The 24,220-nt window shown below is 62.4% G+C and carries 26 protein-coding genes and 2 pseudogenes; 12 read left to right on the top strand and 16 right to left on the bottom strand.

Annotation, left to right across the window (positions count from 1 at the left end):
- The 14 genes and pseudogenes from hypB to FXB38_RS38440 form a co-directional block, all read right to left on the bottom strand.
- Positions 1 to 921, bottom strand: a complete 921-nt coding sequence (gene hypB / locus FXB38_RS38375; protein WP_148756118.1) for a hydrogenase nickel incorporation protein HypB — start codon at positions 919 to 921, stop codon at positions 1 to 3.
- On the bottom strand, positions 921 to 1,262 hold the full coding sequence (gene hypA / locus FXB38_RS38380) for a hydrogenase maturation nickel metallochaperone HypA (RefSeq protein WP_148756119.1): 342 nt from the start codon (positions 1,260 to 1,262) through the stop codon (positions 921 to 923). The genes hypB and hypA overlap by 1 nt, the downstream gene beginning before the upstream one ends.
- On the bottom strand, positions 1,255 to 2,349 hold the full coding sequence (locus tag FXB38_RS38385) for a nickel-dependent hydrogenase large subunit (RefSeq protein ID WP_148756120.1): 1,095 nt from the start codon (positions 2,347 to 2,349) through the stop codon (positions 1,255 to 1,257). The genes hypA and FXB38_RS38385 overlap by 8 nt, the downstream gene beginning before the upstream one ends.
- Positions 2,346 to 2,873: a [NiFe]-hydrogenase assembly chaperone HybE gene (gene hybE / locus FXB38_RS38390; protein ID WP_148756121.1), complete on the bottom strand. Its 528-nt coding sequence runs from the start codon at positions 2,871 to 2,873 to the stop codon at positions 2,346 to 2,348. The genes FXB38_RS38385 and hybE overlap by 4 nt, the downstream gene beginning before the upstream one ends.
- Complete coding sequence (locus tag FXB38_RS38395) at positions 2,870 to 3,079, bottom strand: rubredoxin (protein WP_148756122.1); 210 nt, start codon at positions 3,077 to 3,079, stop codon at positions 2,870 to 2,872. The genes hybE and FXB38_RS38395 overlap by 4 nt, the downstream gene beginning before the upstream one ends.
- Positions 3,076 to 3,939, bottom strand: a complete 864-nt coding sequence (locus tag FXB38_RS38400) for a hydrogenase expression/formation protein (RefSeq protein ID WP_148756123.1) — start codon at positions 3,937 to 3,939, stop codon at positions 3,076 to 3,078. Before FXB38_RS38400 ends, FXB38_RS38395 begins: the two co-directional genes overlap by 4 nt.
- A complete protein-coding gene (locus tag FXB38_RS38405; RefSeq protein ID WP_148756124.1) occupies positions 3,936 to 4,382 on the bottom strand; it encodes a thioredoxin domain-containing protein in 447 nt (148 codons plus the stop codon). The genes FXB38_RS38400 and FXB38_RS38405 overlap by 4 nt, the downstream gene beginning before the upstream one ends.
- A 275-nt stretch (positions 4,383 to 4,657) precedes the next feature.
- Entirely contained in the window at positions 4,658 to 4,954 is a 297-nt protein-coding gene (locus tag FXB38_RS38410) for a HypC/HybG/HupF family hydrogenase formation chaperone (protein ID WP_148756125.1), read from the bottom strand.
- Between the two features lie 26 nt (positions 4,955 to 4,980).
- Positions 4,981 to 5,562 (bottom strand): HyaD/HybD family hydrogenase maturation endopeptidase, encoded by a 582-nt coding sequence (locus FXB38_RS38415; RefSeq protein WP_148744601.1) that lies wholly within the window; start codon positions 5,560 to 5,562, stop codon positions 4,981 to 4,983.
- Positions 5,563 to 5,576: 14 nt separating this feature from the next.
- Positions 5,577 to 6,320: a Ni/Fe-hydrogenase, b-type cytochrome subunit gene (gene cybH, locus FXB38_RS38420; protein ID WP_148756126.1), complete on the bottom strand. Its 744-nt coding sequence runs from the start codon at positions 6,318 to 6,320 to the stop codon at positions 5,577 to 5,579.
- Between the two features lie 9 nt (positions 6,321 to 6,329).
- The gene (locus FXB38_RS38425; RefSeq protein ID WP_148756127.1) at positions 6,330 to 8,120 is read right to left on the bottom strand and encodes a nickel-dependent hydrogenase large subunit; all 1,791 of its coding nucleotides are present in this window, start codon (positions 8,118 to 8,120) and stop codon (positions 6,330 to 6,332) included.
- Positions 8,121 to 8,149: 29 nt separating this feature from the next.
- Positions 8,150 to 9,241 (bottom strand): hydrogenase small subunit, encoded by a 1,092-nt coding sequence (locus tag FXB38_RS38430; protein WP_148756128.1) that lies wholly within the window; start codon positions 9,239 to 9,241, stop codon positions 8,150 to 8,152.
- A gap of 198 nt (positions 9,242 to 9,439) precedes the next feature.
- A pseudogene (locus FXB38_RS38435) lies at positions 9,440 to 10,871 on the bottom strand (nickel-dependent hydrogenase large subunit).
- Positions 10,868 to 11,395, bottom strand: a pseudogene (locus tag FXB38_RS38440) (NADH-quinone oxidoreductase subunit B family protein); the annotation flags it as partial. The pseudogenes FXB38_RS38435 and FXB38_RS38440, both read right to left, overlap by 4 nt.
- A gap of 351 nt (positions 11,396 to 11,746) precedes the next feature.
- Between FXB38_RS38440 and FXB38_RS38445 the strand changes: the two are divergent.
- The 3 genes from FXB38_RS38445 (at position 11,747) to FXB38_RS38455 (ending at position 13,976) form a co-directional block, all read left to right on the top strand.
- Complete coding sequence (locus FXB38_RS38445; protein WP_148756129.1) at positions 11,747 to 11,992, top strand: DUF6894 family protein; 246 nt, start codon at positions 11,747 to 11,749, stop codon at positions 11,990 to 11,992.
- 1,385 nt (positions 11,993 to 13,377) lie between these two features.
- The gene (locus tag FXB38_RS38450; RefSeq protein ID WP_148756130.1) at positions 13,378 to 13,647 is read left to right on the top strand and encodes a DUF3551 domain-containing protein; all 270 of its coding nucleotides are present in this window, start codon (positions 13,378 to 13,380) and stop codon (positions 13,645 to 13,647) included.
- Positions 13,648 to 13,742: 95 nt separating this feature from the next.
- Positions 13,743 to 13,976: a hypothetical protein gene (locus FXB38_RS38455; RefSeq protein ID WP_148756131.1), complete on the top strand. Its 234-nt coding sequence runs from the start codon at positions 13,743 to 13,745 to the stop codon at positions 13,974 to 13,976.
- A 188-nt stretch (positions 13,977 to 14,164) separates the two neighbouring features.
- Here FXB38_RS38455 and FXB38_RS44220 read toward each other — a convergent pair whose 3' ends face one another.
- The gene (locus FXB38_RS44220; RefSeq protein ID WP_246230452.1) at positions 14,165 to 14,413 is read right to left on the bottom strand and encodes a BrnA antitoxin family protein; all 249 of its coding nucleotides are present in this window, start codon (positions 14,411 to 14,413) and stop codon (positions 14,165 to 14,167) included.
- A gap of 181 nt (positions 14,414 to 14,594) precedes the next feature.
- Positions 14,595 to 15,938, bottom strand: a complete 1,344-nt coding sequence (locus tag FXB38_RS38465) for an LLM class flavin-dependent oxidoreductase (RefSeq protein WP_148756132.1) — start codon at positions 15,936 to 15,938, stop codon at positions 14,595 to 14,597.
- A 563-nt stretch (positions 15,939 to 16,501) separates the two neighbouring features.
- Here FXB38_RS38465 and FXB38_RS38470 point away from each other — a divergent pair.
- The 9 genes from FXB38_RS38470 (at position 16,502) to FXB38_RS38510 (ending at position 24,205) form a co-directional block, all read left to right on the top strand.
- Positions 16,502 to 17,431: a TauD/TfdA dioxygenase family protein gene (locus FXB38_RS38470; protein ID WP_148756133.1), complete on the top strand. Its 930-nt coding sequence runs from the start codon at positions 16,502 to 16,504 to the stop codon at positions 17,429 to 17,431.
- A 70-nt stretch (positions 17,432 to 17,501) separates the two neighbouring features.
- Positions 17,502 to 18,551 (top strand): ABC transporter substrate-binding protein, encoded by a 1,050-nt coding sequence (locus FXB38_RS38475; protein ID WP_246230454.1) that lies wholly within the window; start codon positions 17,502 to 17,504, stop codon positions 18,549 to 18,551.
- On the top strand, positions 18,548 to 19,411 hold the full coding sequence (locus tag FXB38_RS38480) for an ABC transporter ATP-binding protein (protein ID WP_148756135.1): 864 nt from the start codon (positions 18,548 to 18,550) through the stop codon (positions 19,409 to 19,411). Before FXB38_RS38475 ends, FXB38_RS38480 begins: the two co-directional genes overlap by 4 nt.
- A complete protein-coding gene (locus FXB38_RS38485) occupies positions 19,404 to 20,279 on the top strand; it encodes an ABC transporter permease (RefSeq protein WP_187435445.1) in 876 nt (291 codons plus the stop codon). Before FXB38_RS38480 ends, FXB38_RS38485 begins: the two co-directional genes overlap by 8 nt.
- 3 nt (positions 20,280 to 20,282) lie before the next feature.
- Positions 20,283 to 20,429 (top strand): hypothetical protein, encoded by a 147-nt coding sequence (locus tag FXB38_RS44970; protein WP_187435446.1) that lies wholly within the window; start codon positions 20,283 to 20,285, stop codon positions 20,427 to 20,429.
- 358 nt (positions 20,430 to 20,787) lie between these two features.
- Entirely contained in the window at positions 20,788 to 21,075 is a 288-nt protein-coding gene (locus tag FXB38_RS38495) for a helix-turn-helix domain-containing protein (RefSeq protein ID WP_148756136.1), read from the top strand.
- Positions 21,072 to 22,355 (top strand): type II toxin-antitoxin system HipA family toxin, encoded by a 1,284-nt coding sequence (locus tag FXB38_RS38500; protein WP_148756137.1) that lies wholly within the window; start codon positions 21,072 to 21,074, stop codon positions 22,353 to 22,355. Before FXB38_RS38495 ends, FXB38_RS38500 begins: the two co-directional genes overlap by 4 nt.
- A 23-nt stretch (positions 22,356 to 22,378) precedes the next feature.
- Positions 22,379 to 22,537: a hypothetical protein gene (locus tag FXB38_RS43295; protein ID WP_187435447.1), complete on the top strand. Its 159-nt coding sequence runs from the start codon at positions 22,379 to 22,381 to the stop codon at positions 22,535 to 22,537.
- A gap of 1,302 nt (positions 22,538 to 23,839) precedes the next feature.
- The gene (locus FXB38_RS38510; RefSeq protein ID WP_148756138.1) at positions 23,840 to 24,205 is read left to right on the top strand and encodes a hypothetical protein; all 366 of its coding nucleotides are present in this window, start codon (positions 23,840 to 23,842) and stop codon (positions 24,203 to 24,205) included.
- Positions 24,206 to 24,220: the final 15 nt, after the last annotated feature.

Raw genomic sequence — 24,220 nt, forward strand, 5'->3', positions numbered from 1 at the left:
TCACTCCGCCGCCGTCATCGCGGCAGGCGTCGTCGCCGCCATCCGCTTGCGGATCCAGGCAAAGAACGCCGCAAAGCCTTCGCCGGTGCGCGCCGACACCGTCAGCACCTCGATCTTCGGGTTGACCCGGCGCGCATAGTCGATGGTCTTCGCCAGATCGAAATCGAGCACGGGCGCGAGATCGATCTTGTTGATCAGCATCAGCGACGAGGCTGCGAACATGTCGGGGTATTTCAGCGGCTTGTCCTCGCCCTCGGTGGTCGAGAACACCACGATCTTGCAGGCCTCGCCGAGATCGAACGCCGCCGGGCAAACCAGGTTGCCGACATTCTCGATGAAGAGCAGGCCGCCGTTCAGCCAGGGCAGCCGGTCATAGGCCTCGCCGACCATGGCGGCGTCGAGGTGACAGCCCTTGCCGGTATTGACCTGGATCGCCGGCACGCCGGTCGCGCGAATGCGCTCGGCATCGTTGGAGGTCTGCTGGTCGCCTTCGATCACGCCGATCGCAAAGCTTGCCTTCAGCTCGGACAGGGCGCGGACCAGCAGCGAGGTCTTGCCGGCGCCGGGGCTGGAGACCAGGTTGAAGGCGAGCACGCCGTCGGCCGCGAAGCGGGCGCGGTTGTCGGCCGCAAGCCGGTCGTTCTTGCCGAGGATGTCGCGCTCGACCTGGATGATGCGGTCGCTGCTCATGCCGGCGATCTTCTGGCCCGCGGGATTGGCGCCGCAGTCGAGCAGCCCGGCCTCATCGGGGGCGTGGTCGTGGGCACCACCGTGGTGATGGTGGTGACCGTGGTCGTGGCCATGACCGCGGTGATGATGATGGTGCCCGCCGTGCTCATGGCCATCGCCGTGATCATGATGATGACCATGCGCATCTTCGATCGATGCCTTGCCGTCGCTGCAGCCGCAGACCGTACACATCAGTCGACCTCCAATTCCCTTACGCGCATCTCTTCGCCGCCCGTCACCTGCAATTGGTAGCCGCCGCAGGACAGGCACGGCTCGTAACGCTGCCCGATCTCAACGGTTTTGGAACAGGCCATGCACCAAGCCGTGCCGGGCATCTCGACGATCTCGAGCCGCGCGCCTTGCGCGATGGTCCGCGCGGCCACGGCCTCGAAGCAGAATTTCAGCGCCTCCGGCGCGACATGGCTCAGCGCACCGATCTCCAGACAGACGACGTTCACCTTGGTGAAAGCGCGCTTGCGCGCTTCCTCCTCGACGATACCGACGATGCCTTCGCACAGCGCCATCTCATGCATGGCCGGCCTCGCGAAATTGCAGGCTGAAGCCGACGCAGGGATCGAAGGAGCCGACCAGCGCGCGAACCGCGTCCTGTCCCTGCCGGCCGGTCGCGAGCGTCGCGCCCTTGAGGCTCCTGACCAGCGGTCCGCGGGCGTGAAAATTCCACTCGGTCGGTGCCAGGAACTCGAAGTTGACGACGCGATCCTCGTCGTCCAGTGCGACGGCGTGATGGAGGCGCCCGCGTGCGCATTCGACCGCGGCTGCCCCCTTGCCCGCGCCGAGCCGGTAGCTCGCGACGACGCCTTCATCGAGATCCGCATCGCCACGATCGAGCCAGGCGCAGAGCCGCGCGACCTCGGCAATCCGCGCCTTCAGACGCGCGGCGGAGCCCGCTTCCGCCGCCGAGACCGCTTCACGGCGTGCCCTGCGCGCCCAGACGCCGGTTTCCGGAATCCGGCCGCAGAGGTCCGGCGCATCGGAATAGGCCGCACCGTCCGCCAGCAGACGCGTGACGATGTCTAAATCGTCCGCCACCGTCAGGAAGGATGGATCGGCCTCCGGCTCTGACACCAGCTTGCCGTGGCATCCCGCGACGGAGGCGGCGAGCGGGCTGCCCGGCGCGAGCGTCTCGTCTTCTTCGCCGGCGATCCCCATCGCGCCGAGCGCGGCCTTGATCTGCACCGCCGCGTCGCGATGCAAGGCCGGCGGGACGGCCTCGTCCGCGCCCCCAAGCAGCGCGCTTGCCTGCATTACGGCGCGCACCGCCGGAGCGTTTGTGCCGTCGAGCGCGAGCCGTCCGACGAACAGGCCGCGCAGCAGTTCGGTCAGCCGCTCGACGACGACTGCGGTGACGCGGCGCCGCACCGTTGCGGGAGCCGCCTCCCGCCCTTGCGCGGCTTCCACCGCCGACTGGAACGCCACGTGATGGGCGATCGAGCACAGCGAGAACAGACGCGGCAGCACCGGAAGCAACGAAGCCGCGGGCTTTCCCGCAAACAGCCGCGTCAGCGGCGGCCGGTTGCGCGGCTTGATCGCGACGTCGGCGATCGTGGCGCCGGACAACAGCACCGTAATATCGATCTCGTTGCGGAACGAGAGACTCATCCATGCCGCTCCGTCAAGGCACCCCGCAGGAAGTTACGCCGATCGATCGGGCTTGTCGCGGGCTCGCGGCGGCGAACCGCCTCCTCGCTGTCCGCCGGCAGCATCAATTCGGCAAGCGCGGCTTCGGCCGTCGCTCGCGCGGCATCCATGTCGGCGAATTGGAACATCGGCGAGAACAGCGAGCAGCTCGCGATCCGGCCGATCCGGGCGACCTCGCTGAGGGTGAATTCGATATCGCCCGCGGGAAAACGCATTCGCACGGTCGCGCCCGAGGTGACTGGCGTCACCGCGCCCGCCGGCATCGCCACGTTCATGAACCACGACGTGACCATGATGCCGACGATCGTGCCGTTGAAGGGACGGAAACCGACCGCCTCGACGCCGAGCGCATCGTTGTAGATGGGTAGATCGCGCATCGCGCGCTCGCCGATCTCGCGGTAGCTTGCGGCCAGAAGCTCGCCCCACGCCGCGGCGTCGGCGTCGCCGGCAGGACCTGACGCACTCGCTGGCGCGCTGCCTGTCATGTTTCGATCGCCATGAACTTGGATTTTGGCGCGTCGCAATTCGGGCAGTGCCACTCCTCCGGCAGCGCCGCGAACGGCGTGCCCGGCGCGATCTGCGCTACCTCATCGCCATCCGCCGGATCGTAGACGGTCCAGCAGATGCCGCATTCCAGCCGCGTGACGTCGGCGACGTCCTGGCGCACGCCAATATTCTCGAAGGCGCTCATTTGAAGTAGGCCTCGATGATTTCCTGCAGCCGCTCGGCGGAATCCTCGAAATCCTCGTCCGCTGCCAGCGCAACCGTCGGCACGCCGCCGACTTCGAGCGTATCGAGAATGATAGTGTCCATGGTGTTGAAGAACTGCACCGACCAGACATGGCGGATGCCGGTGGAGAGCACCCGGCAGGTGCCGTAGCCGCGCGACACCAGCTGAATCGGTCCGTTCCGGATCGTGTCCTGCAGGAAGCTCATGTCGACCGGGCTCATCGGCAGCAGCGTGAAATTGATGATCTGCGAGCGAATGCCGGGCCGCCAGGCCTGTGCCCGCTCGCGGATTTCGGCGAGCACCGGCAGCACGTTCATGGCGCCCTCCGGCACCTGCCCGATCTCGAAATCGGCGGATGTCAAGTCGGCAGCCGCACGCTTGACGATCTCGGGAACCGCGCCGATCTCGAGATATTCGGAAGTGGCGTCGGTCTCGAGCCACACACGCCAAATTCCCGCCAGCACCGATTCCTGGATCTGCGCCAGCGATCCGTCCGGCAGCGCGACGACGCCGGCGACCTCGCCTTCGCCGAGCACGTCGGCCACCAGCTTGCTCTCGAGATCATTGAGATTGGCCAGCCGAAACAGTCTTGTCGGCGCGTTCGCTTTTTGATCCGCGATGGCATCCGCAATCCTCGAGAGCAGCGCGACCGCGTTCGGGCAGCTCTTTGCAAGCTCCACACTGTCGAGCGTTGCAAGCTTTGCGAGCGCGCCGGCCGCCGTCAGGCTGCCCTTCGCTGCATTGAGACTCTCGTCGCCGATCGGAAACACGTTGACTGGTTGCTCGGCGCCTTCGGGCGCATCCCAGAAGCCGGCCTTCATAGCCCGACCTCTTGTGCGCGATGCTGGGGAACGATGGTGACGGCGACTGCGGCGCCTTGCCCGCGCGGCCGGTCGATCAGCTTGGTGATGCGGTCGGCATAGACCGACCAGTCCTGGATCTTGGCGATCAACCCCAGCGTCTTGCCGTTGGCGACGAAGATCAGCGTCGGCTGCACCCGCACCTCGAAGCGCTCGCCGAGCACACGCTCAGCGTCGCGTGCGATGATCGCACCGCGCAGCCGATTGCCGAACGCTGCGATAAGCTCGGGCAGCACCACGGCGACATCGATTGCCTCCGGAAAGCGGTTGGGATCGCCCGCCGACAGCAGCACCGCGACCGCACCGGCCTCGTCCGCTCCGCCAAGAAAATGATCGACCGTCGCAGCATCGACCTCGGGCAGACCACTCCGCGCCAGATCATGCTTTCCCACCTGGAATTCCATCGAACCTTTCCTGACAAGCTTGTGTTTTTGCCGAACTAGAGGTTAGCAAGCCACGTGCCAGGATCGGTTATCACATGTCCGGATTTATCCCATTGATCCAGATCATGTATTTCTTGGCGCCGACTGTAAGCCAAGCTTCAATGGAAAGATACTTGCCATATCTGGTGAGAGCTGTCTTTGCAGGTAGAAATCGACCTTCCAGGCGCACAGCGGCCGCCGAGGCCGGCCGGTCACTGATGTCGTCAACGCATCAAACGGGAGAAGCAGCGGCGATCCTAGTCGGACCGCAGGTGCTCGGGTAGTTGCGGCTCGCGGTCGATGAGGTCGGCGAAGAAGCGGTCGCAATCCTCGCCGTCGAGCGCCGCGCTGAGACCTTCGATCGCATTCGCGATCAGGCGTGCCTCGTCCTCGTCCAGCAGCCGGATCGCGGTGTCGATATAGACCAGCACCTTGGCGCCGACCGGAGGATTCGAGAGCAGCAGCACAGAGACGGGGCGCTGCTCGCCGCGATACACGCACAGCGCCGAGATCCCGTCGGTCTCGACAATCGTCATGGGCAGGCCGAGGCACATGGGCAAATCTCCGGCAGTGTGGCCGATCAGGCCGGCCGCGTCTCGTAATGGAGATGATCGATGTCATTGGCGAGCAGCCGCTCGATATCTGCCAATGGCTCGGCGCGTTGGCTCACCGTGAGGCCCCATTCGGCCAGGATGGCGCAAGCGAGATTGATCGCCGGCGCGATCTGGTCGCGCACCGGCGGCGTCAGCGGCCCGCCCCAGTCTTCGAGATCGAGCGGCTGGCAGCCGATCAGCACCAGATGTTTCGGGCAACGGCCGAGCAGGTCGGCCGCGCTGATGACTTCCTGGAAGCCGGTCTGGTGCAGGCTCATCTTCTTGGCGCCGGTGAAACGCGGCACCTCGTCGTCACGCACAAGCTTCAACTGGCCGGGCTCGAGGCCATAGTCGATCGCGTCGAACACGATCAGGCGGTCCGCCTCTTCCAGATAGTTGACGAGATAGAGCCCCTGCGTGCCGCCATCGAGGATGGTGACGTTGTCGGGCACGGCGTAGCGGCGGTGAAACTCCTCTACCGCGCGCACGCCAAACCCTTCGTCGGCCCACAGGATATTGCCGATGCCGAGCACCAGGATGCGATCGTCTTGCGAGAATGTCGGCTTCACTTGGCGTTCCCGTCTCAGTCGCGGAATTGGCGTTCGCCCGAGATCATTGAGGAGATGATGCTCTGGCGCGACATGATGTCTTCGCGGATCGCGGTGTAGATGTGCACCATCACGAACACGACCAGCGCCCACATCCCGAGATGATGCCAGGTGTGGACGTCCTGGCTGTTCGGCCAGATCGCAAACACCCAGCCGAACAGCTTGTGCTGCCAGCTGTCGATGCCCTGACCTTCCGAATATAGTGCAAAGCCGGTGACGATCATGAAGGCCACGAACAGCGTGAAGCCCGTGAACATCGCGGTCTGCGCCAGCGGATTGTGGCCGACATGCATCTTCGGCTCGCGCTCCAGGAACGCGTACCAGCGGATTTCGTGCAGCACTTCCTTCCAGAACTGCTTGCGGTGAAACGGGATGTAGAAGATCTGCCGAGAGTGGTGGTTGCCGACGAAAGCCCACAGGATGCGCGTGAGGAAGAATACCGCAAGCACCTGCCCCGCGGCGAAATGGGCGAAGCGGATGTAGCCCATCACGAAATTGTCGGACGCCTCGCCCGCGACCGTCGGCAACGGCGTTCCGATCAGATAGCCGGTCACCATAAGCACGATAATCGAGAACGCGTTCACCCAGTGACAGATCCGTACCGGCGCTTCGTAGACATAGACGCTGGGACGACCCACCGCACGTTCTCCGGAAGCATCGGCTGCGATCGCCGCAAGGTCGGGCCTGGCGTCCGAGGCAGGAGCAACTGCATCCATCATGATCCTCTCCTACCTGACCTTGACCTTGGCGAGCTCCTGGCCGTCCGGGCTCATGACGTGCGTCGAACAGGCCAGGCACGGATCGAAGGAATGGATGGTGCGCAGGATCTCCAGCGGCTGCTCGGGATTGACCATCGGCGTGTTCATCAGCGACGCCTCGAAGGCGCCAATATTTCCCTTGGGGTCGCGCGGCGAGCCGTTCCAGGTCGTCGGCACCACGCACTGGTAGTTGTCGATCTTGGTGTCCTTGATCTTGACCCAGTGCGCGAGCGCGCCGCGCGGCGCCTCGGTGAAGCCGACTCCCTTGGCCTCCTTCGGCCAGCTCTCCGGCTTCCACTTGTCGACATTGGCGGTCGAGCTGTCGCCGGCCTTGATGTTGGCGACGAGCTTGTCCTGGAAGTAGCGCATCTGGCGTCCGGCCCAGACGGATTCGAGCGCACGCGCCGCCGTGCGGCCGAGCGTCGAGAACAGCGCCGACATCGGCAGGTTCAGATCCCGAAGGAACTTGTCGACGGGATCCTTGAACTCCGCCTTGTTCTGCGCGTAGCCGACGACCCAGCGCGCCAGCGGGCCGACCTCCATGGCGTGACCGCGCCAGCGCGGCGCCTTGATCCAGGAGTACTTGCCGCCTTCGTCGAGCTGCTCGATCGCCGTCTTGGTGCCCTTCGCGTTGGGTCCCAGCACGTAATTCGGCTCGGTGACGCCGTCCCAGGGATGAAGTCCCTTGGTCTCGTCGGGATATTTGTACCAGGAGTGCACCACGAACTCCTGGATCTCGTCGGGATTGGCGTGGTCGACCGGAAGCACCTCGGACAGGTTGCCGTTGATAATGGCGCCGCGCGGCAGCTTCAGGCTCTTGCCGGAATAGTCGTTGGCATGTTCTGGCACATCGCCATACGAGAGCACGCTCTGGCTCGAAAGGCCGCCGCCATAGAGCCAATCCTTGTAGAATGAGCCGATCGCCGCCACGTCGGGGAGATAGACCATTTCGTTGAACTCGATCAGACGGTCGATGATCGAGGAGATCAGGTTCAGCCGTTCCATGTTGATGGCGCCGACAGCGCCGGTGCCGTCGACATTGATCGGACAGGGCACGCCGCCGACGAGCCAGTTAGGATGCGGGTTCTTGCCGCCGAAGATGGTGTGAATCTTGACGATCTCCTTCTGGAAATCGAGCGCCTCCAGATAATGCGCCACCGCCATCAGATTGGCTTCGGGCGGCAGCCTGTAGGCCTTGCTGCCCCAATAGCCATTCTTGAACGGACCGAGCTGTCCGGACTCGACGAACTTCTTCAGCCGGGTCTGCAGATCCTTGAAGTAGCCGGGCGACGACAGCGGCCAGCTCGAGATCGACTGCGCTAGCGTCGAGGTCGCCCGCGGATCGGCCGAAAGCGCGGAAACGACGTCGACCCAGTCCAGCGCGTGAAGGTGATAAAAATGGACGACGTGGTCGTGCACCTGCAGGGCAAGCTGCATCAGGTTGCGGATCGAATTGGCGTTCTCCGGGATGGTGATCCCGAGCGCGTTCTCGACCGCGCGCACCGAGGTCAGCGCGTGCGTGCCGGTGCAGACGCCGCAGATCCGTTCGGTGAACGCCCAGGCGTCGCGCGGATCGCGGTTCTTCAGGATCACCTCGATGCCGCGCCACATCGTGCCAGTGGAGACCGCGTTGCGGATGACGTTGTCGGCGTCGACATTGACCTCGACCCGCATGTGACCTTCGATACGTGTCACGGGGTCCACGACGATGCGCTTGCCGGAATTGTCGAGATTGAAGCCGTTGGGAGTCTGGATACCCATGATTGTCCTGCCCTGCTGTGTCTTTTCGATCAGCTATTGTGGTCGGCGTCTTCGCGCTTGGTCGCGAGCCGCTTGACAGCGGTCACAGCCGCATGCACAGCCACCGCGGCGCCGACGGCGCCGGCCGCCACCATGCCGATCTGATCGGCGTTCTTCTCGATGCCGAACTGCTTAATGTTGGTGAGACGGTCGTAGAACGAGCCCTTGTCCCAGAAGCCGTCCTCCGAGCAGCCGATACAGCCGTGACCCGACTGGATCGGGAAGGACACGCCGCCGTTCCAGCGCACGGTCGAGCAGGCGTTGTAGGTGGTCGGCCCCTTGCAGCCCATCTTGTAGAGGCAATAGCCCTTGCGCGCGGCCTCGTCGTCCCACTCCTCGACGAACTGCCCCGCGTCGAAATGCGGGCGCCGGTAGCACTTGTCATGAATGCGCTGCGAGTAGAACATCTTCGGTCGGCCCTGGCGATCGAGCTCGGGCAGCTTGCCGAAGGTGGTGATGAAGGTGACGACGCCGGTCATCACCTCGGCGATCGGGGGGCATCCCGGCACCTTGATGATGGGCTTGTTGGTGATCACCTTGTCGATCGGAGTTGCCTGTGTCGGATTGGGCTTTGCCGCCTGTACGCAGCCCCAGGAGGCGCAGGCGCCCCAGGCAATGATTGCCATCGCGTCCTCGGCCATCATCTTCAGCTTCTCGACGAACGGCTTGCCGCCGTCGATGCAGAACATCCCGCCTTCGTTCAGCGGCGGATTGCCTTCCACCGCGAGGATATACTGGCCTTTGTGCTTGGCGCGGGTCTCCTCGAGGATGGCTTCGGCCTGGTGGCCCGCAGCCGCCATGATGGTGTCGTCGTAGTCGAGCGAGATCATCGACAGCACCGCATCCTTGACCAGCGGATGCGCGGAGCGGATGAAGCTCTCCGAACAGCAGGTGCATTCGAGGCCGTGCATCCAGATCACGGGCACGCGCGGCTTAGTCTCGAGCGCGTTCGCGATGCGGCTCGCCGCCAGCGGTCCGAGGCCGAGGCTCGTCGCCGTCAGGCTGCAGAATTTATGAAAGCACCGACGTGTGATGCCTTGCCGCCTGATCACGCTGTAAAACGTTTCCGTCGCCGCGCCCATGAATCCTCCCGCCTTCGGCTTTGACTTTTCGATGACACAAAGGGTAGCAAGAAGCAGGCCAACAGCCTGGAGAGATTCAAAAGTGGAGAGATTCCATAACGTTGCGAATTTGAACCACTTTCATGAACGGTACGCGAGGACGCTGCCAACACGAGAAGCGGAAACAATTCGATTTGCAGCCGGCAACGAAGTTTCCGGTCAATGCGCGGTGCACGCCATGCAGGGATCGAACGAGCGCACGATGTGCTGGATCGCAACCGCACGCGGGCCGGCGTCGCCGACATCAGTGCCGACCAGCGCCTGCTCCAGCGGGCCGCCGACGTCGAAGGAATCGCGCGGCGAGAAATTCCAGGTGGTCGGCGCGATGATCTGGTAGCGCTCGATCTTGCCGTCGCGCACCGCCATCCAGTGCCCGAGACTGCCGCGGGCGGCCTCGACCAACCCGACATAGCTTCCGTCGGGGAGCTCGCGCGATTTGTCGCAGAACGGCTCCGACAGCCGCAGCGCGCGCGTCCACTGCTCCATGGCAAGCGCGATGCGCGCGGTCTCGATCAGCCGCGCGATCACGCGGCTGCGCACGTTGGTGCCGTCCCGCGCGACCAGATCCGTGATCAGTGCCTGGCCCGCCACCGTCTGGCGCGCGATCGCACCGACCTCGATCGGCTGGCCCGACAGCCGCGGCGCCTTGCACCAGCTATAGGCCGCCGGCTTGTCGGGATCTGGGACTGTGCTGCTATGGGCGGGATCCGCAAAGGAATCCCGCATCCAGGCATGCGAGACGTCCTCGGTGATCTGCGTCAGCGGCAGCGGTTCGACGATTGCGCGCTGGCTGAACAGGCCGCGCGGAAACAACTCGCCGTCGACACCATGATAGGCGCCGTAGCTCATCATCGGCCCCGTGCCCCGACCGAGCCCGGTCAATGCCAGACTGTCCGCAAGCCGCAGGAAATGCGCGAAGTCGCCGCCGCGGCCATCGCGCCAGCCGTCCAGCTCGTCGGCGGTTGCGATCGCCAGCACGTTCTCCAGCGAATCCGCGAAGACGATACGCTCTAGGAAACCTCGAAACGCCGTCGTGATCGACAAGAGCCGGATCCGCTCGCCGAGATCGATGGCGCGCGTGGTGCCGCCGGGCTGGAACGCCAGGCTGTGGGGCCATTTTCCGGCAATGATCCCATGGTCTCGAGCAGCCGCGCCCGCGCCGGCAAGGCACCGCGCTGCCGCGGGTGGCGGCAAAGCGCTCGCGCGCCTCCTCGTGCCAGCCATGGGCGGCATAGGCCTCGCGGGCAAAGTCCGGCATAAAGAAGATGTAGAAATGGGTCAGATGGTCGGCCGCGTTCTCCGCGGCATGGGGGATGTTGGTGGCGAGCAACCCGTTGGGCGCCGCCTCGATCGACATGGCGGCGCGCAGGGCGGCCGCAGCCGCGACCGATTACGAGACCGAACAGATGCCGCGAATCCGCGGTGCCAGCGCCAGCGCATCGAGCGGCGGCCGACCTTCCGGGATCTGCTCGAAACCTCGGTAGAGCGGCGCCGTCACCTCGGCGCGCATGACGCGGCCACTCTCGACATCGAGGCGGACTTCGAGATCGCCCTCGACGCGGTTGAACGGGCCGATCGTGATCCGCGTCATGGCTTGCCCTTCGTCGTCGCGCGACCCGGCGGCACGACCACATGGTCGGCGGTCGCGTTAAGCCGCACGCGGCGCGGCGTCGCGGACTTCGACAACGCGGCGAGCGCGACGAACCACGCCTTCGGCATGTCGGTCGGAAGCCCGACCGGAATGCCCGCGAGCTTGGCGGTCTCCAGAAAGTTCTGCGCCCCTTCGAAGCCCGGCGACGTGCAGGCGATGCAGGCATAGCCGCCCTTGGTGCAGGAGCCGCCGCCGTTCCAGGAGCGCTGGTTGCAGTCGCCGACCGCCTGCGTCGCCTTGCAGCCCAGATGCTCCATCAGGCAGCCGCGCTCCGACATGGTCTCGGCGCTGGCCTTGAACTCGTAGAACTCGTTGCGCGAGCAGCCGTGATGGGCAAGGTGATTGGCGACGAATTTGGGCCGCCCGTAGGAATCGAGGTCGGTGGCGGCAAGGTCCTTGGTGGTCAGTGCCAGGATGGTTTCCATCATCCAGCCCGGATGCGGCGCGCAACCCGCGACGTTGACACGTCAACATCGCGACTGAGCTGCCGAGTTGCTTCCTCGAGCACCAGACGGATCACAGCGTAGGAAAGCGCTCGCACCGGCCTTGCAGATCCAAATGGTGCGCAATTATCGGACAATCGGTGTGGTGAAATCCGTCGAAAGAAGCGCTCGAACGCGGAATTTAAGCGTCAACGCGGGACTCATTGCATTTATGAATATCGACATGTCGTTACCGTACAGCATCGAACGTGACCCTGTTTCACGAGCCGATTGTTGCGTAGTCCTAATTGGCTCGCTGCCTCCTGCCCGGCGTGGTATACGTCTGCGAAAATTTACTCACCAAATAGGTCTCTGTTCAATTGGGAGTTCGCCTTGGGACGTTTCTACTTTCACCTACGTGCCGGCGACGAGATTACGCTCGATGAGGAAGGAACAGAACTACCAGATTTACCTGCGGCTGAGGGTGAGGCCGTATTAGCCGCGCGCGAGCTTCTAGCCGAAGCGATCAAGAGCGGTACGCCAGACGTGTCGGAGGTTTTGGTCATCACAGATGAAGTGGGGCGACCGCTCGGTACCGTACCCCTCGCAACCGTTCTGCCGAGGCTCTTAAAGAAGTAGGGTGCCTCAGTTGGCGGTCTGAGCATCATCCCGACAGTATTGCCAGTCCCGAGGATCCTTATTGCAGATTTATCGGCTTGCCATACGGCACCGCCCCTATCCAAACAGCTGGATGATGGTCCGACCAACAGCAGCGTCACTCGAGCGAGCGCTGGATCGCGCGCAAGGCTATTTTATTTCTTCAGGCGAACGCCCCTTCAATCTCCGATTCGTGATGGCCCGATTCGCTTCTAGGTACCTCCGCACCACACGTGGAAGCAGATCTTCCTTTTAAGGTCGCACGATCAGCCTTGTATCTTATCTATCCGCCCGGCATTCCCGCGGACACGGCTGCGCAATCAACGACGTTTAGGTGTCTCGCCCCCTTTCACGGGCGCCGGATTAACCAGGGCTGAAGATCAAATAGAGCAGGATCACGGCCACGACGACTGTCCAGCCGATCGACGTGGCGAGAGCCCATACTTGCGGCGGCATCGGACGGCCTCTCCCGATGAAGCTAACGAAGAGACCGCTGGCGCTGGACAGCGATCTCTTGGACCCGCCTCAAAGCTTCTTCGAGATGAAAGCCCTTACCCAGGGTCCACCACTATCAAACGCCGGACTCGCCACCCTGTGAAGTCAAAAACGATTCGAAGGCCAATGGAACAATCGTGACGTTGCGAGCGCGACACACCTAGCAAGCCAGGCCAGCACCGGTGGAGAGTTCTTCCCGGGCGGAAGCCAACCAAACTGGCATAGAAATGAGTGACAGTGCCTGGCGCGCAAGCCGGCGGCTGAATTGTGGGCTATTTCACAATACTGATATTTGAAGTGAGCTAGATAAGCGTTCGCCAAGGGCCAAATATCGATTTGCCGGGCAGCAGATGGAACGCAAGCTATCATCATTGGAGCGGCAGGCTGCCGACGCTCTCCGTCGTGCAAGAAGGTTACCTATTGGCGCGGACCGCAACGACTTACGGCAACTTGCCCGAGGGCTTCTTTGGCTGCACCGCAATGGCATGGATGCGTTGATGAACGAACGTAGTGGCAATTGGTTAGAAAAGCCGGGACTAACTGCCGCAGCGCAATGACAGGATGGACCAAACGCCGACATGAGACCGTCGGCTTGAAATGATTGAGGTCCCAACCGAGGCGCGCTTGCGAAGCCGCAATTGGGATGGTCAAATTGAAAATGAAAAGCGCGAGCGCAGCCGATTTTTATCCGTTCCCAAGCGATGAAGGCCATCTCCGGTCACGCGTGATACTGCGCGCGCATATCCTAACTACGGTTAACCTATTCGGGACCACCCCTGCGTAGTTTTGTAAGCGAGAACGTGAATTGACTTGGATCAATATTGCCTCCTGCTTAAGTGCACTAGCGTTGTGTCGACTTCGAGGAGGTTCCAATGCGCACTGTGGCTTTGACTATTCTGATGATGAGTATGGTTTTGGCAGCAGGGCAAGCCCCGGCTCAGACCTATGATTTTTCGCCTGCGCCTGCTGGGCAGGATAGCTACTGCTTGCAAGGGCGCATATGGGGCTATCCCGGCAATTGCCAATTCTCCAGCTACGCCCAATGCATGGCCACCGCGAGCGGTACTAACGCCTATTGCGGGGTCAATCCCCAGTATGCGTTCGCGCGCCAGCGGCGCGGCGCCTATCGGGACCGATACTGAGCGGCAGTCACGCGATATCGCAGCACAGTGCTGTCGGCGCAATAGCGGAAGAGCTCGCGAGGGATTCAGCGCAAACGCCAGATTGTGCTGTGCGATTGGCGCGCGCGAAGGACGGCATCGATCTCCGCAAGGTCCGTGGTGAACCGGACCTTGCCGAGCGTCGACGCAGTGTCCTTGCGCCCATAACGGAACACTTTCTGGATGAGCTGCAGAACGTTCAATCCGCGTCTCGTTGCACTGCCGCGGTCGAGCTCGGCATCGTGTTCCCAGAAACCGTCCGGGTCGAAAAGATCATGGGCGTGAAATCGGCAGCCGTCTTGTCCTACTAGTCTGTTCCGCAACCTCGAACACCTCGCGGAGAGTGCCGCCACGCCTTGCGCGTAGACGATACCGGCGCGCGATTGGGTAGCAGCGCCTCTTCCGGATGCTAGAATTACTTGGCATACGTGGTCGCAAGGGGGAGGCGCCGGCGTTACAGTGGCATCGAAATCAAGTAGCCGCGATCAAAGCTTGTACGTCAAATGGGGCGAAGCGGCTGTCGAGGGACGGGCCTACAGTGTCGCATGTCACGCGCGCTTCTTCGGCTTCGTCTTTTGCTGCATATAGGACCGCAGCATCGCGTTGACGGCGGCTGATAGCCGTCGTCCTCGCGCTTGAAGAACTCCAGCACGTCCTCATCGGCGCGAATGGAAATCGCCTTCTTCTTCGGCGGAATCAGGAGCACGGCATCCGACGACGTCCATGAACTCCTGCCAGTCGGGATCATTCTTGATCGCCGCTTCGATCTCCTCGTCGGTCGGCGTATCAACACGCCTCCAGTCAGCCTTGCCTTCCGGCGATCACCCCATTTTCGTCGCAGGATCGATTGGATCAAACCATCTCTGCCACCTACTCGTGTCCGTACGTTTGTTTGGTGAAGAACCGACAGTTTGGAGAGTGTCGGCGACCTATGCAATCGCCCGAACCAAATTGGAGAAGAGGCTCGCCGGCCGCCTCAGGCCGTAATGATCGCGCAGCGTTGTGCCCGTGTAATCGTGACGGAACAGGCCGCGCTTGCGCAGAATGGGCACGACCTGCTCGGCGAAGATGTCGAACCCGCCGGGCAGCCACGGCGGCATGACGTTGAAACCATCGGCTGCCCCGTTCTCGAACCAGGTCTGGATGTTGTCGGCGATCTTTTCCGGCGGTCCCGCAATCACCCAATGGCCGCGGGCGCCGGCCAGGCGCTGCACGAGCTGACGAATCGTCGGCTTCTCGCGATCAACGATGTCCATCACCAGCTTGAAACGGCTGGCGACGCCGCTGGCGCCCTCGGTATCGATCAGATGACGAGGAAAGGGGCCATCGAGGTCAAACCCGGAGAGGTCGAGACCGATCATCTGGCGCAGCTGGGTCAGCGAATACTCGGGCTGGATCAGCACGTTGAACTCGTCCTGCAGCCGATCGGCCTCGATTTGCGTGCTGGCGATGAAAGGACTGATGCCGGGCAGAATCTTGATTTGATCGGGACTGCGGTCGAAGGCGCGCGCCTGACGCTTGATGTCGGCATAGAATTCCTGGGCGCTCGCCAGTGTCTGATGCGCGGTGAAGATCGCCTCGGCGAAACGCGCCGCAAAGGCACGTCCGTCGTCGGAAGAACCGGCTTGGACATAGACCGGTCGTCCCTGCGGCGTCCTTGAGATGTTGAGCGGCCCACGCACGCGGAAATGCTTTCCGAGATGATTGATCGCGTGGATCTTGCCGGTGTCGGCGAAAACACCCGAGATGGGGTCGTTGACGAGCGCGTCGTCTTCCCGGCTGTCCCAAAGCCGCGTGATGACGTCCAGATACTCCCGCGCCCGCTCGTAGCGTTCGTGATGCGGAGGATGCTCGGGCAAGCCAAAGTTCTGCGCGGCCTGCGGCGTGCTCGTTGTCACGATGTTCCAGCCGGCCCGGCCGCTACTGATGTGGTCCAGCGAGGCGAACAGCCGCGCCAGGTTGTAGGGCTCAGTATAGGTCGTCGATGCCGTGGCGATCAGGCCGACCCGCTGGGTGGCGGAGGCGATCGCGGTGAGCAGCGTGATCGGCTCGAGGCGAAATCGTTGCGCATAGCGGACATTGTCCGCCAGCGCCGGACCATCGGCAAAGAAGACCGCGTCGAACTTGTGCGCTTCAGCGCGCTGCGCCAGCTCCTGATAGTAGGTGACGTCGAGGATGCGATTGGCTGCCGAACTCCTGTGGCGCCAGGCCGCCTCGTGATGATCGTCTGGATAGATGAAGAAGTTGAGGGAAAGCTGCCGTCGTGCGCTCATTTGTGAGTCCGTGTGCATTGGGAGCTGTAGCAAGCGAGACTCTACGTCTGCAGTCACGCTGATGTCGATGAAATGAATTTGCGTTGTTCAGCTGGATGCAAGCATGAAGCTTGCGAGCAGAGCGCCAATCAAAAACCAGGGCAGTCGTCACGACGAAAAATGGCGGCAGCTGTAACGATTTTATCGCGTCTTTGGACGAGAAGTGCGTTGCGCCACGTCAAATTGCGTTGCTCTTGCAGCCGGGCGGGCAGTCATCATTGCGAATCTTTCAGTGTCAGCATCGCTGGCGAAGCGTTCGTTGCCTGTCGCCGAAAACAAAGCTGGTTTTGTTTCATTGACTGACGATCGATCGCTCGTACCATTCAAGGCCTCAACGCGAGGTCGTTTCACCATGCTCCAATCCGATCCCAGTGACCGATGTCCCGGCTCGGGCCGTCTGCCGGAGCACGTTGCGGCCGAGTAGGGCCCTAGCCTGAAATGATTTCATCTATCTCCGCCGTCGTTTCCGCGACCGGCGCATGGCGGAGCTTTGTCCAGGGGATCGCAGTGACGAGAGCACGACCATGAGAAACACGACAACTATCGATAACGTCATTCCGCGCGCCGACATCGTCAAGCGTGCGGCCAGGCTTGGCGCCGAGATCAGGAACATCAAACTGTCGGGCGAGCTTTCGGACGAGACCATCCGTGCCATCAACCAGGTGCTGCTCGAACATAAGGTCATCTTCTTCCGGGACCAGGGACATCTTGACGATGCCGAACAGGAGCGCTTTGCCATCAGGCTCGGCAAGCTGGTGCCCCATCCGACGGTCGGCGCGATCAAGGGCACGTCGTCGATCCTGGAGCTGGACTCGGGCCGAGGCGGTGGCCGCGCCGACCAATGGCATACAGATGTCACGTTCGTCGACGCCTATCCGAAAATCTCGGTGCTGCGCGGCGTGGTGATTCCGCCCTACGGCGGCGATACCGTCTGGTCGAACACGGCAGCAGCTTATCTTGACCTGCCGGCGCCCCTGCGCGAGCTCGCCGACGAACTGTGGGCCGTTCACAGCAACGCCTATGACTATGCCGTGAAGACGCGGGCAACCGAGGCGGACAAGAAGCACTTCGACGAGGTGTTCACCGGAACGATCTACGAAACCGAGCATCCGGTCGTCCGTGTTCATCCCGAGACCGGCGAGCGCACGCTCGTGCTCGGCAATTTCGTGCAGCGCTTCGTCGGCCTGCCGAAATACGACGGCCAGAAGCTGTTCGATCTGTTCCAATCGCATATCACGGCGCCGGAAAACACCGTGCGCTGGAGTTGGGAGGCCGGCGACGTTGCGATCTGGGACAATCGCGCCACGCAACACTGCGCGGTCAACGACTATGGCGATCAGCACCGCGTTGTGCGCCGCGCCACCATTGATGGCGATGTACCGCTCAGCGTCGACGGTCGCCGCAGCGTGACGCGCGTGAAGACATCCAAGCCCCAGACCGCCAAAGCCGCTTGATCCGGATTAGCTCAGGAAAGTCACAACGATGAGCGCTATACTTCGATTGCTTCGCGCAAGGCGCGCCCGGTTGGGACGTGCCACCCGCAAGACGTTTCGGGCTTTGTTGGCCGGCGCCATGGCGCTCGGCCTCACGGCCCCGGCATTCGCCGAGCCGCCGCTCGAGAAGACCGAGATCCGCTACCAGGGATCGGCCGGGCAGGTGACGTTTATCGAGCTGGCCGAGGACCTCGGCTATCTCGCGCCGCTCAAGCTCAAATGGGTCGGTAACACCATCAGCGGGCCGCAGGACATCCAGACCGTCGTCACCGGCGATATCGACATCGGCGGCGCGTTCTATGGGGCGATCCTCAAGTTGATCGCGGCGAAGGCGCCGGTCAAGGCGGTGGTCGGCTATTACGGCTCCGACGCCGACACCTATTACGGCTCCGACGCCGACACCTATTACGGCTACTTCGTGAAGGAGGACAGCCCGATCAAGACGGGGCGCGACCTGATCGGCAAGAAGGTCGCGGTCAACACGCTCGGCGCCCATCTGGAACTCGTGCTCCGCGAATATCTGGCTAGGTCCGGCCTCAGCGCAAACGAGGCCAAGCAGGTCACGCTGGTGGCGATCCCGCCGGTCAGCGGCGAGCAAGCGTTGCGCCAGGGCCAGGTCGAGGTCAGCGCGCTGGGCGGTGTCCTGCGCGACAAGGCGCTGGAACGGGGCGGCATCCGCTCGCTCTTTGTCGACACCGATCTGTTCGGCCAGGTCACCGGCGGCGCCTATGTGCTGCGAGAGAAGTTCATGAAGGACAATCCCAATGCCTCGCGCAAGCTGGTGGAGGGGATTTCGCGGGCCATCGAATGGGCCCAGATCACACCGCCGGAAGAGGTGCGGGCCCGGTTCGACAAGATCATCGCGGAGCGCAAGCGCAACGAGGATGCCTCCTCGATCAAGTACTGGAAGAGCACGGGCGTTGCGTCCAAGGGCGGCGTGATCTCGGACAGCGAGATCCAGGTGTGGATCGACTGGCTGGTGAAGGACGGCCTGTTCAAGCCGGGTCAGATCAAGGCTTCCGACACCTACACCAATGCGTTCAACTATTTCCGTCCCGGAAAGACGGCGGAGGCCCGATGACCATTGCCAAGATCCGCTTCGAGCACGTCCGCAAGGAATTTTTCGCGCGCGGTGAGGGCGGCGGACCAGGCCAGCGCTTCACCGCGCTGGAGGATATCACGCTCGATGTTCGCTCCGGCGAATTGCTGGCCCTGGCTGGCCCAAGCGGCTGCGGGAAATCCACCTTGCTCGATCTGCTGGGCGGGCTCACGCTGCCGACCAGCGGCCGGATTCTGCTCGATGGCCGGCCGATTGCCGGACCCGGTCGCGACCGCGGCATTGTGTTCCAGCAGTATGCGCTGTTTCCCTGGTGCACCGCCGCGCAGAATGTCGAGTTTGGGCTTGATATCGCCGGGCTCAAGGCCAAGCAGCGTCTCGACATCGCGCGGCATTTCCTCGACCTGGTCGGGCTGTCCGGCTTTGCCGACCGCTACCCGCATGAGCTCTCCGGCGGCATGAAGCAGCGCGTGGCGATCGCGCGAAGCCTCGCTTACGATCCGGAAGTGCTGCTGATGGACGAGCCGTTCGCCGCGCTGGACGCTCAGACGCGCGAGACGCTGCAGGGCGAGTTGCTGCGGATCTGGCGCGCCACCGGCAAGACGATCGTCTTCATCACCCACGGTATCGACGAGGCCATCGTGCTCGGCCAGCGGGTGGCGGTGATGACGTCGTGCCCGGGCCGGATCAAGCAGGTCATCGACATTCCGGACGGGCTCCGCAGCGCGGACGACGACGTACGCTCGCTGCCTGAGTTCGGCCGCGTGCGCCACGAGGTCTGGAGCCTGTTACGCGAGGAAGTGCTGAAAGCGCAGCAAGGACAATTGGCCGGCGGCGCTGGTGCGCGCGCCGATCGCAAAGTGGAGGATGTCAACCATGTCTAGTCTCGAGATGCTGACATTGCTGGAGCTTGCGCACGGGCGCCGAGAGCCGCTCACCCGCGCGGAAAGCCCGGCATCGCCGGTGGTGGACCGGATCCGCGTCGCGGCCCGCGGGCTGGCTGCCTTCGGGCACCGCTCATTGCTGCTGATTGCCCTGTTGGCGGCGTGGGAGGTGGCGCCCCGGCTCGGGCTGATCGATGCCGTGTTCCTGCCACCCTTCTCGGAGGTGATCGCGGCCGGCTGGCCGCTTGCGCAAACCGGCGAGCTCTACGATGACGTCTCCGCCAGCCTGCTGCGCGCCTTGAGCGGATTTCTGATTTCGGTCGCCTTGATCGTCCCGCTTGGCGTGGCCGTCGGTTGGTATGCGCGTCTCGGCAATCTCGTGAACCAGTTCATCGAGATCTGCCGCAACACGGCGCCGCTTGCGCTGCTGCCGGTCTTCATCCTGTTGCTCGGAATCGGCGAGCTGTCGAAGATCACGATGGTAATCTATAGCTGCGCCCGGCCACTCCTGCTCAATACCATTGCCGCGGTGAAACAGGTCGATCCGTGGCTGATCAAGTCGGCGCGGACCATGGGTGCAACCCCGCAGCAGCTGTTTCGCAAGGTGATCGTTCCGGCGGCGCTTCCCACCATCTTTGTCGGGATACGCCTCGCCAGCGCGTCGGCCATGCTGGTACTGGTGGCGTCCGAAATGGTCGGCGCCAAGGCCGGCCTCGGCTATCTCATCATCAACAGCCAGTACAGCTTCCTGATTCCGCAGATGTATTTCGGCATCCTCGGCATTACCGTCATCGGGCTGGCGTTCAATGCCATTCTGGAGGCACTGGAGCGGCGCTTCATGCGGTGGAAAGCGCCAGTAACGGCATGAGATATGGGACAGGCGCCGCTCGGAACTTTCCGCGCGGTGGCCAGCGTCACCATGCTGCTCTGCGGCACGTCGCGGATCAGCCAGACATTCCCGCCGATGGTCGATCCGCGGCCGATCGCGATACGGCCAAGGATCGTTTCGCCGACGTAGATCACGACGCCGTCGTCCAGGATCGGGTGGCGGGTGTCGCTCCTGATCACATTGCCTTTGTCATCCGTCGGAAAGTCGCGCCTCGAGCGTGACCGCCTGATAGATGCAGACATTGTCGCCGATAATGGCCGATCGCGACCCCGGTGCCGTAATCGATGAAGAAGCCGGAGCCGAAGCCGGTGCGAGCGCCGGGTGAATATCGACGCCGATCGGCCTGGCTCAATTCACGTGAATCAGGTTTGGGCGCTATGTCAGCGATCGATGACATTCGGCGATGTCAGCGAACGCTAACATTTTCAAATTGTCAACGAACGCCGACATATGCTAAAGTATGCGAACGCTGACATTTGGAAATCCCATGCTCGTGCGCACGCCGGCCGAATTCGGCGCCGTCCTTCGCGACCGGCGCAAGAAGCTCAAACTCGATCAGTCGACGTTTGCCAAACGCATTGGCGTTAGCCGCCAATGGGTGATCGAGGTTGAGCACGGTCACGCGCGCGCTGAGCTCGGGCTGATCCTTCGCGCCCTCGACGCCCTAGACATTCGCCTGGAAGCGGGCACCGAACAAACGCCCGCCCGCGGGGCCACCAGGCCAGCCGTCGATATTAACGCCATCGTGGCCAAGGCCAGGAAGAAAAAGGCATGACCAGCGAACTTGTTGCTCTGCTGGATGGTAGGGAAATCGGCCGCGTGCGCAATGACGCCCGCGGCCGGCTCACTATTGTCTATGACAGGGACTGGCGCCAGGCCGAAGGAGCCTATCCGCTGTCGCTGTCCATGCCGCTCGCGGCCGAAGAGCACGGTCCTTCCGCCGTGCAGGCTTTCCTCTGGGGACTCCTGCCCGACAACGAGCGCGTGCTCGAACGGTGGGCCAGGAGATTTCAGGTGTCCGCGCGCAACGTGTTTGCCCTTATTTCCCATGTCGGCGAGGATTGCGCGGGTGCCATTCAGTTCGTCACGCCCGATCGGCTGAAGGCGTTGCGAAGCGGTGCTGACGACAAGGTCGAATGGCTTGACGAAACGGCGATCGCCAAACGCCTGCAGACCTTACGCGAGGATCACGCCGCATGGCGGTTGCCGGGCGATACCGGACAATTCAGCCTTGCGGGTGCCCAACCCAAAACCGCCTTGCTTCTGCAAAAGGGCAAGTGGGGAATTCCCTCTGGGCGCATTCCGACGACGCATATCCTCAAACCGCCGACCGGCCATTTCGATGGACACGCGGAAAATGAACATATCTGCCTCATACTTGCGCGCAATCTCGGTCTGCCCGTCGCCGACAGCCGGTTGATGCATTTCGGAATGGAAATCGCCATCGTCATCGAGCGCTACGACCGGCAGTTCAGTGGGAACGAGATCGTCCGTGTCCACCAGGAAGATATCTGCCAGGCGCTCGGCATCCTGCCGACCAGGAAGTATCAAAACGATGGCGGACCAAGCCCTGCCGATGTGATCGAACTTTTGCGCACCTACTCCACGGATCGCGTCGCCGACGTTGACACCTTTGTCGACGCGCTAGGCTTCAATTGGCTGATTGCGGGTACGGATGCTCATGCCAAGAATTATTCGCTGCTGCTGGCCGGAGGCCCTCACGTACGACTCGCTCCGCTCTACGACATCGCCAGCATTCTTCCCTACGATGACGTCGATCTGCAGAAGATCAAGCTCGCGATGAAAATCGGGGGTGATTACAAGCTCAGCCAGATTAGTTTACGCGATTGGCAGAAGTTCGCGCGCGAAGCGCGTCTCGATCCTGACAAGGTGATCGCCGGATTGATTTCCCTGGCCGAGCAGCTTCCGGACATTGTAGCCGCCGTACGGGAGCAAGCGCAGAAAGACGGATTGGACAATGCCATCATCGGGCGCCTCGCCGAGCACTTGATCGCCAGAGCCAAGCAATGCCGTCGACTGCTCGGTGGGATATAGTTCCAACTACGGCCGCCAGCAGGATGATGATGGTCAGCAGCAAGGCGCCGATCATCATCGGTCGACATGTCGTTGCCGACGCCAACGGCAGCGCCAGCATCAACACCGCGATCGGCATGCCGATATCGATGTCGATGTCGACTACGATCGGTGGTTGCTCGCGACCCGTGGCAGCCGCGTAGTCACTGCGGCTGGCATCACCTCACGTTAGTCTAGGCGTTCCGCGGGCTTTTCCAATTCGGCGGGGCCTTGTAGCTCCTTTTTTGGCACGGCCCCTATCAGCCCGGCAGTCCCGTGGACACGGCTGCGCAATCACGACGGTTAGGCGTCTCGCCCCCTTTAAGGGGCGCCGGATTAGCCAGGGCTGAAGATCAAATAGAGCAGGATCGCGGCGACGACGACTGTCCAGCCGATTGACGTGGCGAGAGCCCATACTTGCGTCGGCATCGGACGAACTCTCCCGATGAAGCTCAAGAGAGCGCTGGCGCTGGACAGCGGCCTCTTGAACCCGCCTCAAAATGTCATCGAGATAAAAGCCCTTACCCGGGGGTCCGCCATAATCAAACGCCGGACTCGCCACCCTGTGAAGCCAAAAATGATTCGAAGGCCAATGGGACAATTGTGACGTTGCGAGAGCGACACACCTGACAAGCCTGGCCCAGCACTTGTGGCGAGCTCTTCCTCAGGCGGAAGCCAACCACTTGGCACAGAAATGAGCGACAGTGCCTAGCGCAGAGCCGGGGGCGGAATTGTGGGCTATTTCACGATGCTGATATTTGAAGTGGGCTAGATAAGCGTTCGCCAAGGGCCAAATATCAATCGCCGGGCAGCAGATGGAACGCAAGCTATCATCATTGGAGCAGCAGGCCGCCGACGCTCTCCGTCGTGCAAGAAGATTACCTATTGGCGCGGACCGCAACGACTTTCGGCAACTGCCCGAGGGCTTCTGTGGCTGCACCGCAATGGCATGGATGCGTTGATGAACAAATGTACAATGCCAATGTCGTGGACTCCATTCTGATTTGCGCCGTTCGTTCCGCCTACGAAGGTTTGATGAGGCAGCTTGAGCACAGTTCCCGGTTGTTGTCCTTGAAAGCTTGCGGTCGATGCCGGCCAGATCAACGTCTATGCTGACCGGCAAAACGGCGTCGGGGGCAAGAGCGGGCTGTCTCCACAAGCCATGCCGTCGACGAATATCTAGCCGTCCTAGACGATGCGGCCTTTGGGGCCGCGACCGAGATCGTCCCAGAGTCCTCCATGGCCGGCATCCTTTCCAGCACCTGTCGTCGGCGCGGAAAGCTCCAAGGGATGCATGAGATCGAGAGCGATAATTGCAAACACTCCAAGACGCGAAAGTCCGCCGAGAGCTGTGCTAGGCCTCCGCTAAGGGCCAAGGTTAACAAAATGTTAAGTTGTGTCTTTTTGGATACAGCCAGAACGTGCGCCGCGTGGTATATACACCTCAATTAGGGAGAAGCTATTTCATGAAGCGCGGGCGCATTTTGAGCCCTGGGCGGAGCCTTGCGTCGCTTGGGACGATAGTCATCTTAGCGGGTTGCGCGATCAAGCCAGTGCCCGATGACGTTACGGGCGTTTCGACTTACGCGATCGCACGGCAAATACGCTGCGAGACGCGTGCCGCCGCCAGGGAGCGAGTGGTCACATACATCAAAAACCTCGCGGAAGGCAGTCAATACATTGCCGGAGATCCGCAAGCGCAGCAGCTTTTGGCGCGCTACGGGGACGGCGGCGAAGACATCAGCACCTTCAGGCCAAGCATGTTCACCGGGCCGCTAGAGGTCGAACGGCGCAACTATCTTACGATGATCTATACGACCGCCATTGCTTAGTGTCTGTCCGAGAAC

This window comes from Bradyrhizobium cytisi, from assembly GCF_008123515.1.
GTDB classification, from domain to species: domain Bacteria; phylum Pseudomonadota; class Alphaproteobacteria; order Rhizobiales; family Xanthobacteraceae; genus Bradyrhizobium; species Bradyrhizobium cytisi.